The sequence below is a fragment of the Microbacterium sp. Y356 genome, from assembly GCF_059445355.1.
In genome coordinates this window covers 2,226,021-2,238,934 of record NZ_JCAIUE010000001.1, presented here as the reverse complement: position 1 = coordinate 2,238,934, position 12,914 = coordinate 2,226,021, and the positions used below count along the sequence as shown (strand labels likewise).

The window sequence follows — 12,914 nt, the reverse complement described above, 5'->3', positions numbered from 1 at the left end:
ACATGCCCCTCTCTCCGCATTCGTTCGAGTCACTCGAACTCGCGCACGTCGGCCGCAGCTTCGGCGGCCGCGCGGCGCTGGCGGATCTCAACCTGACGATCCGGGCAGGCGAGTTCATCGCTCTGCTCGGGCCGTCGGGTTGCGGCAAATCCACCGCTCTGAACTGTCTCGCCGGACTCCTGCCCCTCACCGAGGGCAAGATCCTCATCGACGGCCAACGCGTCGACACCCTGCCCAGCGAAAAGCGCGACTTCGGCATGGTGTTCCAGAACTACGCACTTTTCCCGCACATGTCGGTGTCGAAGAACATCGCCTTCGGCCTGCAGATGCGCAAGCTTCCCCGCGACGAGATTCGCCGCCGTGTCGACGAGGCCCTTGCGCTGGTGAAGCTCCAGGAGCACGCCAAGAAGTTGCCGGGCCAGCTGTCCGGCGGTCAGCAGCAGCGCGTCGCCATCGCTCGCGCCGTCGCTCTCGAGCCGCGGCTCGTGCTGATGGACGAGCCGCTGTCGAATCTCGACGCGAAGCTGCGACTCGAGATGCGCGCCGAGATCCGCCGTCTGCACCAGACCCTCGGACTCACCACCGTCTATGTCACCCACGACCAGGAGGAAGCCCTATCGATGGCCGACCGCCTCGTGGTTCTGCGCGACGGACGCGTGCAGCAGATCGGCACGCCAGAGGAACTCCACGACCACCCGGCGAACTGGCATGTGGCCGACTTCATGGGCTATCGCAATCTGCTCGATCTCACCGTGGATCGTATCGACGGAGAACTAGCGCACGTCAGCGGCCACGGCATCCGGCTCGTGGGTCGCACCGTCGGCACGATCGCCGCAGGCGACCAGGTGCGCGTCGCGATACGTCCGTCCGACCTCTCGCTGGACGGCACACCCGGCGAGGTCAACAGCATCCAGGCCACCATCAACCTCGTCGAGTACCAAGGCCGCGAGTTCGCCTCCGGTCTCACGTCAGCCGAGGGCCTGAATCTGTTCGCGCAGACCGAGCACGCTCCGCGCACCGGCGACCAGGTCACCGTTGGCGTGCGCGCAGCATCTGTTCTCGTCTTCCCCGCAGAGCTGGATGCCTTACCCGGCGATCATGCAGCATCGCGCTCCTCCGAGGTGCTGGTGTGACCACAACCACTCCGCGTGCAGACTCGACCCGTTCAAGCCTGCGACACCGCCTCGCCGAACGTGGCATCGACCTGAAACTGCTGCTTCTGCTGCCCTCGGTGCTGTTCGCTCTGGCACTGTTCATCTACCCCTTTGCGTATGGTCTCGGGCTCACTGTGCAGCCGCTGCCGCAGACGCAGGAGCAATGGGGAGGCGGGATCTTTGCGAACTATGTCGCGTTCTTCCGAGACAGCTTCATCTTCGAATCGGTCGGGAACACACTGCGGATCGCAGTGCCCGCTGCACTCTTCAACGTCATCATCTCCATACCGATCGCCTACAAGCTGCGACGCCGGTTCACAGGCAAGCGCACACTGCAGACGCTGCTGGTGCTGCCGATCACGCTCGGCACGGTGCTCACTGCGCAAGGTCTGCTGATCTTTGCCGGTCGACAGGGCTGGTTGAACCGCACACTCCTCGAGCTCGGAATCATTTCAGAGCCACTCGAACTTGTCGGTAACAACCTCGGGGTGTTCTTCTCCCTGGTGATCTCCGGCTTCCCCTTCGCCTATCTGCTGATCTCGTCCTACCTCTCCGGCATCGACCCCTCACTGGAGGCAGCGGCGAAGACGCTGGGAGCCGGGTGGTGGCAGCGGTTCCGTCGCATCATCTTCCCCCTGCTCGCACCGGGGCTTGCGACGACCTTCATCCTGACCTTCGTGCTCGCGTTCAGCGTCTTCCCGTCCGCCCGCCTCGTCGGTGACGCCGCCGGTGAATCCCGGGTGCTGGCACTGATGGCCTACCGAGCATTCGCGGAGCAACTGGACTACAGCATGGCCTCCACGATCGCCGTCATGATGGGTGGTGTGGAACTGGTCGTCGTGGCGATCGTGTTCCTCGGCCGCTCCTTTCTCTACAAAGGATCAACCGGAGGCAAAGGCTGATGACCACCGTTATCGAGGCCACGACCGACCCCGTCACCGAAGCCGTCGACGTCTCCAGCGCCCGCAGGGCGAAGCGTCCCCCAGGGGAGAAGTCGCTGGCCGCGGCCCCCTCGACCTGGTTCGTCTGGGCGGGCATCGCGGCGTTCTTCATCTTCCTGTTCGGAATCGTCCTCAGCGTTCTCGTCGACTCATTCGGCAAGTCCTGGTTCAACTCGTGGCTGCCGGAGATGTTCACCACCGAGTGGTACGCCGCAGCGTGGACACGGTTCGATCTGGGCAACATCATCCTGAATACCCTCGTCGTCGCCCTCACGGTGATCGTGATCTCGGTACTGGTGGGAGTTCCGGCATCGTATGTGCTGGCCCGCAGCAATTTCCCCGGCAAGCGCCTGGTCATGCTGTTGTTCCTGCTACCGATTCTGATCCCGCCGATCACGTTCGGCATTCCGCTGGCGACGGTGATGTACAACTTCGGGTTGGGTCGCACGCTACTCGCGGTGATCCTGGTGAATCTGGTGCCGTCGATCCCGTTCGTAATCATCACGATGACGCCGTTCATCGAGCAGATCAATCCGTCAATCGAGAACGCCGCGCGCATGTGCGGCGCGAGCACACGCCAGATCTTCGTCCGGATTCTCGCCCCGCTGCTCGTGCCAGGCATCCTCGCCTCGGCAATCCTGGTGCTGGTGCGAACGGTCGGTATGTTCGAGCTGACGTTCCTGGTCTCAGGTCCCGCATCCGACACCCTCGTCGTCTCGATCTATCGCGCGATGACAAGTGCCGGCGGTGGTGAGGCGCGTGCGCTGATCTCGTCGATGGGCGTGATGTACACGGTGATGATGCTGGTGATCCTCGTGATCGCCCTCCGCTTCATCAACCCGACACAGTTGGTCGCGCAGGTCAAGGATGCACGGGATGACTGAGGGCACACCTCGACTGACGCCTTCTGCTCTAAGCATCGCCGCACTGCATCACCCGGATCTTGTCGTGGCCGAGCGGCCATCGCAGGTCGGGATCGTGCACCTCGGGCTGGGGGCGTTCCTGCGCTCGCATCAGGCAGTGTTCACCGAGGATGCTGCGGCTGCGACAGGCGACAGGCACTGGGGAATTCTTGGAGTCGCCGGCCGCAGCGACGCCGCCATCAAGCAACTCGCGCCGCAGGATGGGTTGTTCGGTGTGCTGTCGCGGAATGCAGAGGGCGAGTCGTTGCGCATCATCGGGACGATGCTCGACGTCGCCGATCCGCGGGTCGAAGGCGGGCGCGTGGTCGAGGCGATCGCGGCGGCAAGCACGCACGTGGTCACGCTGACGATCACCGAGAAGGGCTACCACCGAAGCGCCACCGGTGGGCTCAATCTGTCAGCCGCGGCGGTGCAGGCCGACCTGCCTGCCATCGCTGCGGCGATCGACGGGCGGCACGAACCGGCACCGAGTACTCCCCTTGGGCTGCTCGTCGCTGGCCTCGCACGGCGCAGCCAGATTGCACGGAGTAGCGACAGCGGTCGGCCGCTCACGGTGGTGTGCTGCGACAACCTTCCCGAGAACGGACCGCTCGTGCGGCGGCTCGTGATCGATGCCGTGGACGGTGCGGGCGCGGATGTCGATCATGCACGCGAGCTTCGCCTCTGGATCGACGCCCACGCACGTTTCCCCTCGACCATGGTCGATCGGATCACGCCGGCCACGACGGAAGCCGACCGGGCACGCGCCGCCGAAGTCTCGGGACTATACGACGAGGGCCTCGTCGTCGCCGAACCTTACCGGCAGTGGATCATCGAGGACGATTTTGCCGGACCTCACCCGCGTTGGGAGCTCGCTGGTGCCGTGTTGACCGACGATGTCAGGCCCTATGAGCGGATCAAGCTGAGGGTGCTCAATGCTTCGCACACGCTGCTTGCACTGCTTGGTTCGGTATTTGGTCACACCACGATTGCAGAGGCGGTGAGCGATGTTCGCCTGCGCGAGGCTGCGCTGCGGATGCTGACCGACGATGTCCTGCCGACGCTTGACCCAGTGCCTGGACTCGATCTGCTCGAATACTGCCACGAGACGCTGGACCGTTTCGCGAATCCCGCACTGGCGCATACGACGCGGCAGGTCGCCAGCGACACGTCGCACAAACTGCCGATCCGGTTGCTCGATCCGGCCGCGGAGCGCCTCGCCACTGGGCACATTCCGCACTCGATCGCGCTTGTTGTCGCATCCTGGATCGCCTACATCGACCTCCGATCGGCAGACGGCAGGCTCGACGATCCGCTCGCCCCGCTGCTCACCGAGATCGTCGGCGGCCGAGTCCACAGTGCGCCGGATGCCGTGATCGACGAACTGTTCGCGCTCGATGCCATCTTCCCGGCGGCGGTGCGAGAGTCATCCGCCTTTCGCGATGCGGTGCGGGAAGCACTCGACACCGTCCACACCCTCACCGCCGTCCGGGTATTCTGACCGGCATCCACCCAGGGAACACCATGATCATCGAACGCGCCGAAGTCATCGTCACGAGCCCCTCCCGAAACTTCGTCACTCTGCGGCTGACGACGGACGAGGGATTGATCGGCCTCGGAGACGCCACCCTGAACGGGCGTGAGCACTCTGTCGTCGCCTATCTGCAGGAGCACGTCGTCCCGCTCCTCATCGGGCGCGACGCGCACCGGATCGAGGACACCTGGCAGTTCCTCTACCGCGGCGCCTACTGGCGGCGGGGTCCGGTGACGATGACCGCGATCTCCGCTGTCGATGTCGCCCTGTGGGATCTGAAGGCTCAGGCCGCGGGGATGCCGCTGTATCAGCTGCTGGGCGGCGCATCGCGTAAGGGCCTGCTCGCATACGGGCACGCCTCGGGCAATGACACCGAAGAGCTCTTCGACAGCATCCGTCACCATCTGGAGCGTGGATTCCGAGCAATCCGCGTGCAGACCGCCGTGCCAGGGGTGCGGGCGGTCTACGGTGTACCGCACGACGTCACGGTCACCGACGGGGTGCGCAGCCAGGAGTACGAACCGGCGTCACGTGGTGCGTATCCGGCGGAAGAGGACTGGGACACCCGCGCGTACCTCCGCCACGTCCCGACAGTGTTCGAGGCGGTCCGGGCAGAGTTCGGCCCCGAGCTGCCGCTGCTGCACGACGGGCATCACCGGATGACACCGATCCAGGCAGCGTCGCTGGGCAAGAGTCTCGAGCCCTACGACCTGTTCTGGCTTGAGGACTGCACTCCCGCCGAGAACCAGGAGGCACTGCGTCTCGTGCGCCAGCACACGACCACGCCACTCGCGATCGGAGAGGTATTCAACGGTGTCTGGGACTACCAGGAGTTGATCCGCGAACAGTTGATCGACTACGTGCGCAGCTCGGTCACGCACACCGGAGGCATCACACATCTGCGGCGCATTCTCGACTTCGCCGCCCAGTACCAGATCAAGTCAGGGATGCACGGGCCGACCGACATCTCCCCCGTAGGCATGGCCGCCGCGATGCATCTCGGGCTTGCGATCCACAACTTCGGCATCCAGGAATTCATGCCGCACAGCGCCAAGACGAACAGCGTCTTCGCACAGTCCTTCACGTGGAAGGACGGCCTCCTGCACCCGGGTGAGCAGCCAGGACTCGGCGTCACCCTGGATGTGGACGAGGCCGGGAAGTACCCATACGAGCAGGCGTACCTGCCGTTCAACAGGCTTGCCGACGGGACAGTTCACGACTGGTGACGGAATAATCAGTCGCGCCGCGTCGTTGCGCACAAGCATGACAGTGATCGATGCGGCGGCGCTGGAGAGGGTGCTCTCGTCTGTGGACGTGCGCCTCGGCGTTGCGCGGCGAGTCACTCTGGAGGCCGGGGCCACCGCCCCTCTCACGGCTGGCTCAGTCTGGCTTGTCTTCGTCGCAGGCGGCTCCGTGCACGGGCACCCTCCGCTCGCGCAGGCGTGCTCGTTCGATGTCGATCGCACAGCTCGTTCGGTCGCGCTCTCGCCGAACGCAGCACAGGACTTACTTGCCGAGGGCGATGCCTTCCTGACCCTCGGACGCCAACCTGTCGTTCTGCAGTCCGCGCACGGCGCATCGCTGATGATCGCTGAACTGCAGGTGACCGAGACCGCACACATCCTCCGCGACGTGCTGCCCGAGTTCGTCACCGTCACCGACTTCGCAGGACTCGAACCCGCGGCTGCCGCCCTGGCCCGCAACCTGGGTCCGGCCGGGCCGGACGAACACGCGCTGCGTTCGGGCAACCCGGTCATCTGCCGCATGATGGCGACGACAGTGCTGCTGTCGGTCATCCGCGCCTGGGCCGAGAATGGCTGCGCGCCCGCCGGCTGGCCGTCCCGCTCAGGTGATCCTTTCCTGGATCGAGTCGTCGAGGCCATCCACGAACAGCCCGGCCGGGAATGGACCGTGGCAGCACTCGCGAATGTCAGTGCGATGTCGCGTTCAGTGTTCGCCGAGCGATTCCACGACGCCATCGGTCGCTCACCCGCCAACTACGTCACTGAGGTGCGCATGCGGTCAGCCAAAGAGTTGCTCACCGCTGGTCGCGCCGTCTCGGACGTTTCCCGTCTGCTGGGTTACACCTCGGATGAGGGCTTCAGTCGGGCGTTCCGCCGCGCGACTGGAATGACTCCATCGTCGTGGCGCGCGGGCCAGCTGGCCCCCGTTCCCGCCTAGCGGGGTTCATAACTTCGCAAAGACGCCGCAGAATCCGGGGCTGAGTGCCAAGAACCTCGCAGAACGCACGTTCTCTGCGAAGTTGTGAACGCCGAAGCGCTGTGCGCCTCAGCGACGCACCCGATTCGACGCCCCGAACAGCGCCGCGCCGACGAGGAGTGCAGCGGCACCCAGCACGTAGACGAGTTCGATCCCGACGTTGTCGACGAGGAGACCGCCGACCCCCGCCGCGATCATGATCGCGGCCTGGAATCCGACGACAACCAGGCTGCCGCCAGCCTCGAGCCGGTCGGGCATTCGGTGACCGACCCAGGTGTTCACGACGATCAGCCACGAGGCGAAGAAGAATCCCCAGACGAAGACGACAACGCCGATCGCGAGCACGGAACCAGCCAGCAGGATGGCCCCTCCGACCGCCACCGCGATGACCACCGGTGCCAGCACCGCGAAGAACGCGAAGGAGCGATCGACGATGAGACCGATGACGATGTTGCCGATCAGACCGCCGACGCCGAAGACCGCGAGCAGCAGCACAATTGTTCCGGCATCGATGTCCGGCATCCGCTCCAGTGCAAGACGGATATAGGTGTAGGCGAGGAAGTGTCCAAGCACGACCGACATATGCCCGACCAGTCCCAGCCCGACACCCGGGCGGCGGAACGTATCGACCAGGATTCGGATGCTGGAGACCTGCGCTGCGGGCACCGCCGGCAGCAGCGTGCGCAGCGCGATCGCGAGCAGGCCGGTGACGACTCCGACGAGTGCGAACACCGCACGCCAGTCCATGATCTCGGCGAGCATGACACCGAGCGGAACGCCTGCCACTGTGGCGAGCGACACCCCTGCGGAAGTGAACATCACCGCGCGGCCGAGGCGCTCGGGACCGGCGATGCGCACGGCGACGGTGATCGACATCGCCCAGAAGGTGCTGATGGCCGCGCCGAGCAGGAACCGTGCGAGAAGGATGATGACCAGGTTCGGCGCGATCGCGACGATGAGGTTCGAGACGGCAGCGGCAAGAGCCATCCATATTAACAGCGACCGACGATCAACCCGGGGGAAGACGAGTCCGACGGTCGGCGCCACGATCAGCCCGACCAGTGCCGTGACGGTGACGGTCTGCCCTGCCTGCCCTGGTGTGATGCCGAGGCCGACGGCCATCTCTGTCAGCAGGCCGTTCGGCAGGAACTCCGCGGTGACAAGCAGAAACCCCATCATCATCAAGACGATGAGGGCGCCGTAGCGAATCCGCTCGGTGGCGGCAGCGACGGGGACGGGCGCGGTTGTTGTCATGCTTCTACGATCGCAGGCAGACGGATGCCTCGCCCGATCAGTCGTCCGCCGCATCCGACCGTTCGTCCGGAGCACGCGGCGCACCAGATATCGTCGAGTGTCGCCCGTTCTCTCTCGAAGGCTCCCACTCATGACCAAAGCGAAATCAGCTGCACCGCGCCCCGAAGACGAAAAACTCGGCATCGCTCCGAGTTTCGCCTATGGACTCCAGCATGTGCTGACGATGTACGGCGGCATCATCGCTCCTCCCCTGGTGATGGGTCAGGCCGGTGGGCTTTCGCAGCCCGAGATCGGGGTGCTGGTCGCGTGCGCGCTGTTCGTCGGCGGACTCGCCACCATCCTGCAGACTCTGGGGCTGCCATTCTTCGGGTCCAAGCTGCCGCTGGTGCAGGGCGTCTCGTTCTCTGGCATCGCGACAATGATCGCGATCATGACGGAGGGTGGACTGCCTGCCGTCATGGGTGCGGTGATGGTGTCTTCCGTGATCGGGCTGCTGCTCGCACCCGCGTTCGCGATGATCGTTCGCTTCTTCCCTCCGGTCGTCACCGGCACCGTGATCGTCTCGATCGGGCTCTCGCTCCTGCCGGTCGCTGCAGGTTGGGCAATGGGCGGCGATGCCACTGCCGACGACTACGGCTCGGTCGCCAACCTCGGCCTTGCTGCCTTCGCACTTCTGCTGATCGTGCTGCTGACGAAGTTCGGCACGCCGACGATCTCCCGCCTCAGCATCCTCATCGCGCTCGTTCTAGGCACGGTGTTCGCCGCAATCATCGGCGTAGCGGACTTCTCCTCGGTCGCCGAGGGCCCGATCGTCGCACTTCCCACACCCTTCGCCTTCGGGATGCCGACCTTCAATGTCGCCGCAATCCTCTCGATGTTGATCGTCGTGCTGGTCACCTTCACTGAGACCACCGCCGATCTGCTGGCGGTCAGCGAGGTCGTCGGCACCAAGGTCGACTCCAAGCGCATCGCTGCGGGCCTTCGGGCAGACATGCTCTCCAGCGCCGTGTCTCCGATCTTCAACTCCTTCACCCAGAGCGCCTTCGCTCAGAACGTCGGACTCGTCGCCATCACCAAGGTCAAGAGCCGATACGTCGTCGCCGCCGGTGGCGTGATCCTTGTCGTGCTCGGCATCCTGCCCGTCCTCGGACGCGTGGTGGCCGCCATCCCCACGCCGGTACTCGGCGGTGTCGGCATCGTACTGTTCGGCTCCGTCGCAGCCAGCGGCATCGCGACGCTGGCCAAGGTCGACTACCGCGACAGTCTGAACCTCATCATCATCGCGGTCGCGCTCGGCTTCGGACTGCTGCCGCTGGTGGTCCCGACGGTATACGCGGCGTTCCCGGCATGGTTCTCTGTCATCTTCCAATCGTCGATCAGCTCGACGACGATGATGGCGCTGCTGCTGAACATCTTCTTCCACCACGTCCTGAAGCGACGGAGAGCCGTCGACGAAGAAGCGATCTCGGTGCCCGCGTTCCGGGACATCCCGCAAGAGCTCCTTGCCATTCTGAGAGAGGGCGACCACTACAGCGCTGGCCGTCTGAAGGATGCCGACGACAACGAGATCCCAGTCCGCTGAAACCCTCCGTCCCCGTCTTGGCACCGAGAATGCGTGCGCGCTGGGCGAGGAATGGGTATTGTGAAGTGGTCCGGGAATGCCCCGGAAGGAATTCGAGCGAAGGGAGCTGTGACATGAACGTTGTCTCTGTCGCGCCGCCTGCCGCCGACCACCTTCCCCTCGAGGCCTCCCGCTCCTGATCCGCGTGTGGCCTCCCCTTCCGGAGTAACCACCGTGACTGATCCTTTTGCGTCCCTCGACGCATCCCTGTCCTTTCCTGATTCTCTCTCCTTCTCTGAATCCCTGTCCTTCTCTGAATCTCTGTCCTTCTCCGAAATCGAACCTGGCGAAGACCAGCGCTGGTCCACGTGGCCAGCCATCACTCCGTCCGAGCGCGGCCCCGAGCCGTGGCCGACATGGGTCGTGACGTCTGCCGGCGCGATCGACACCGAACTCGGCATCCTCAAGACCGGTAAAGAAGCAGACGTCTTCCTTATCGAACGCGCCGTCCCCGAGGATCCAAGTCGACGCACCTTGCTGGCTGCGAAGCGGTACCGCAGCACCGAGCACCGCACATTCCATCGCTCCACCGTGTACACCGAAGGACGACGCGTGCAGAATTCGCGCGACGGCCGGGCTCTCGCGAAGAAGACGGCGTTCGGTCGCGAAGTGGCAGCTGCCGAATGGTCGTTCGCCGAGTTCAACGCCCTCAGCCGGATGTGGGAGCTCGGAGCGCCGGTGCCCTATCCCGTGCAGGTGAACGGATCGGAGGTGCTGATGGAGTTCATCGGGACGGATGCCACGGCCGCTCCCCGACTTGCCCAGGAACGCGGCGACCGCCGCCTGCTTGCGGACTACTACGCGCAGATCGTCCAGATCATGCGTGTCTTCGCCCGTGCAGGTTTCGCCCACGGCGACCTGTCTGCCTACAACCTGCTCGTGCACGACGGCCAGGTGCGCGTGATCGATCTGCCGCAGATCGTCGACATCATCGCGAACCCGCAGGGGCTCGATTTACTGCACCGCGATTGCGTCAACATCTGCGACTGGTTCGCCCGACACCGGGTGGAGTGCGACGCCGAGGAACTCTTCGCTGAGCTGATGGCGGAATCGTTCGGGTGATGATGACGTGTTCGCCACCTGCGACCTCGTCCATGAGCGCAGCGGCGCGCCGTTACCGGGTGTTCACAAGTCTTGGCCAGACTTCGAAGCATGAGCGCACCCGACAAGCCCGACTCGACACCGCCACAGCCGTCGGCGATCGCAAACAGCGGCGCCGTCGGCGTGATCGGTCTGGACCTGCGCGGCGAGACCCCGGCGCCGAAGAAGCAGATCTACTCGTGGGCGCTGTGGGACTGGGCGACGCAACCCTTCAACACGGTCATCCTGACGTTCATCTTCGCAGCGATGTACCTGACGACCGATGCGTTCATGCCGCCGGAGATCGCAGCACTCGATCCAGACGGTGCGGTGTACAAGGCGGCCGAGGCCGACCTCGCATCCGGCCTGGGGCTCGGTTCTACGATCGCGGCATTCGCGATCCTGCTGTTCGCCCCCGTGCTTGGCCAACGCGCAGATGCGGCCGGACGCCAGAAGCTCTGGCTCGGAATCGGCACCGGGGCCCTCATCCTGTGCATGTTCGGTCTGTGGTTCGTTGAGCCAACTCCCGCGCTGTTCTGGCTCGGCGTCGCCCTGATCTCAGCCGGATCGGTGTTCGGCGAGATCGCAGCGGTGAACTCGAACGCCATGCTGATCGGCATCGCGAACCCCAAGACTGTCGGAAAGATCTCCGGCCTCGGCTGGGGCTTCGGCTACATCGGCGGCATCATCGCCCTCGTCATCGTCGTCGTCTTCTACGCGTCGGGCTGGTTCGGCCTTCCCACCGAGGACGGGCTGCCCTTCCGCCTCATCGCCGTCGGATGCGCGATCTGGGCGATCATCTTCAGCATCCCGATCTTCCTCAACGTGCCAGAGCCCTCGCTTGGACGCCCCGAGCGCAAGGTCGGCTTCTTCCGTTCCTATGTGCTGCTCACCAAGGACGTCATCCAGCTCTACCGGTCCCCCGAAACCCGCCCGACCTTCTGGTTCCTGCTGGCGAGCGCCGTGTTCCGTGACGGGCTCGGCGGTGTCTTCGCATTCGGCGCGATCATCGCCGCTCAGGTGTTCGACTTCGAGTTCCTCGAAATCGTGGTCTTCGGCATTGCCGCCAACCTCATCGCCGGCATCTCGACCATCATCGCCGGCAACCTCGACGACCGTTTCGGGCCGAAGCGGATCATCCTGGTCGCACTCGGCGCGATGGTGATCGCCGGTCTCGCCGTGTTCTTCCTGGCGGATGCCGGATCCATCGTGTTCTGGGTGGGCGGCCTGCTGCTGTGCGCGTTCGTGGGCCCCGCCCAGGCGGCATCCCGGTCATTCCTCGCACGCGTGACTCCGGCCGGACGCGAGGGCGAGATCTTCGGTCTCTACGCCACGACCGGACGCGCAGCGAGCTGGATGGCATCCGGTGCCTGGACGCTACTCATCGTGCTCACCGGGTCAACCACGTTCGGCATCCTCGGCATCATGATCGTATTGCTCGCCGGATTTCTGCTGCTGCTTCCCATCAAGGCGACGCCGGTGCGCTGAGCCGCGTCACACTACTTGTGGGTGGGACGGCTCGCATCCGCACGTTATGTGAGACGACGCCACGGTCGGATGCGGAACCGCTCAGTTCTCCCAGTTGTCGGCGAGCTTCGACAGCAGACGCGCGAGCTCGCGGCTCTCGTCCTCGGTGAATGATTCGAGCGCACGCGACAACACCTGCCGTCGCTCACCACGCATACCGCGCGTGATCTTGCGTCCTTCATCAGTAAGCGCGATGCGCGTGCGGCGCGCGTCATCGGGGTCGGCCTCGCGCTGCACGAGTCCGCGCTGAACGCCCTGTTGCACCAGGCGCGACGCACGAGGCTGATCAACGCCGACTGCCTCGCCGAGCGCACTGACGCTGAGCGGTTCGGATGCCGCGGCGAGGGCCTCCAACATCCGCATCCAGGCCGGTCCGCCCAGGCGTCCGCCTGGCCCGCCCGCCCACGGTGGGGGGACAATCCCGCGAGTGCCACGCGGATGCTCGCCGTGCCCTGCGCCATGACCATGAAGGTCGCCGATGAGGTCGCTGCGCGTCCCGTGCGGTCCGCCGTGGCCGCGGCCGTGCATCCGCCGCCCACGCAGGCGCGACAGGGCTTGCGCGATCATCTCGGCCGGGTCGGGCTTCTCAGTGCTCACACGTTTGATTTTACATGCGACTTGACATGCATCTAGATTGCATGTCACACTACATATACATGTACAGTTACAACCAAAGGACTT

11 protein-coding genes are annotated in these 12,914 nt (G+C 64.9%); 9 read left to right on the top strand and 2 right to left on the bottom strand.

Translation table 11 applies throughout. The features are described from left to right. Positions 1–2: 2 nt before the first annotated feature. The 6 genes from AC1C2Q_RS10805 to AC1C2Q_RS10780 are packed head-to-tail and all read left to right on the top strand — an operon-like array spanning position 3 to position 6,712. Positions 3–1,133: an ABC transporter ATP-binding protein gene (locus tag AC1C2Q_RS10805; RefSeq protein ID WP_495431116.1), complete on the top strand. Its 1,131-nt coding sequence runs from the start codon at positions 3–5 to the stop codon at positions 1,131–1,133. Then, complete coding sequence (locus tag AC1C2Q_RS10800) at positions 1,130–2,056, top strand: ABC transporter permease (RefSeq protein ID WP_495431115.1); 927 nt, start codon at positions 1,130–1,132, stop codon at positions 2,054–2,056. The genes AC1C2Q_RS10805 and AC1C2Q_RS10800 overlap by 4 nt, the downstream gene beginning before the upstream one ends. Further along, positions 2,056–2,979: an ABC transporter permease gene (locus tag AC1C2Q_RS10795; protein ID WP_495431114.1), complete on the top strand. Its 924-nt coding sequence runs from the start codon at positions 2,056–2,058 to the stop codon at positions 2,977–2,979. Before AC1C2Q_RS10800 ends, AC1C2Q_RS10795 begins: the two co-directional genes overlap by 1 nt. Beyond that, positions 2,972–4,498, top strand: coding sequence for a mannitol dehydrogenase family protein (locus AC1C2Q_RS10790; protein WP_495450078.1), 1,527 nt, complete (start codon positions 2,972–2,974; stop codon positions 4,496–4,498). Before AC1C2Q_RS10795 ends, AC1C2Q_RS10790 begins: the two co-directional genes overlap by 8 nt. A 23-nt stretch (positions 4,499–4,521) precedes the next feature. After that, positions 4,522–5,757, top strand: a complete 1,236-nt coding sequence (manD, locus tag AC1C2Q_RS10785; protein WP_495431112.1) for a D-mannonate dehydratase ManD — start codon at positions 4,522–4,524, stop codon at positions 5,755–5,757. 37 nt (positions 5,758–5,794) lie between these two features. Continuing rightward, the gene (locus AC1C2Q_RS10780) at positions 5,795–6,712 is read left to right on the top strand and encodes a helix-turn-helix transcriptional regulator (RefSeq protein WP_495450077.1); all 918 of its coding nucleotides are present in this window, start codon (positions 5,795–5,797) and stop codon (positions 6,710–6,712) included. A 108-nt stretch (positions 6,713–6,820) separates the two neighbouring features. Here AC1C2Q_RS10780 and AC1C2Q_RS10775 read toward each other — a convergent pair whose 3' ends face one another. Then, positions 6,821–8,005, bottom strand: coding sequence for an MFS transporter (locus AC1C2Q_RS10775; RefSeq protein WP_495450076.1), 1,185 nt, complete (start codon positions 8,003–8,005; stop codon positions 6,821–6,823). Positions 8,006–8,135: 130 nt separating this feature from the next. Here AC1C2Q_RS10775 and AC1C2Q_RS10770 point away from each other — a divergent pair, with 130 nt between their 5' ends. The 3 genes from AC1C2Q_RS10770 to AC1C2Q_RS10760 all read left to right on the top strand — a co-directional run bounded on the left by AC1C2Q_RS10770 (position 8,136) and on the right by AC1C2Q_RS10760 (position 12,194). Continuing rightward, complete coding sequence (locus AC1C2Q_RS10770; protein WP_495431109.1) at positions 8,136–9,587, top strand: nucleobase:cation symporter-2 family protein; 1,452 nt, start codon at positions 8,136–8,138, stop codon at positions 9,585–9,587. Between the two features lie 213 nt (positions 9,588–9,800). Further along, complete coding sequence (locus AC1C2Q_RS10765; protein ID WP_495450075.1) at positions 9,801–10,688, top strand: serine protein kinase RIO; 888 nt, start codon at positions 9,801–9,803, stop codon at positions 10,686–10,688. Between the two features lie 90 nt (positions 10,689–10,778). Continuing rightward, positions 10,779–12,194: an MFS transporter gene (locus AC1C2Q_RS10760; protein ID WP_495431107.1), complete on the top strand. Its 1,416-nt coding sequence runs from the start codon at positions 10,779–10,781 to the stop codon at positions 12,192–12,194. Positions 12,195–12,275: 81 nt separating this feature from the next. Here AC1C2Q_RS10760 and AC1C2Q_RS10755 read toward each other — a convergent pair whose 3' ends face one another. Next, entirely contained in the window at positions 12,276–12,830 is a 555-nt protein-coding gene (locus AC1C2Q_RS10755; RefSeq protein ID WP_495450074.1) for a MarR family winged helix-turn-helix transcriptional regulator, read from the bottom strand. Between the last annotated feature and the right edge of the window lie 84 nt (positions 12,831–12,914).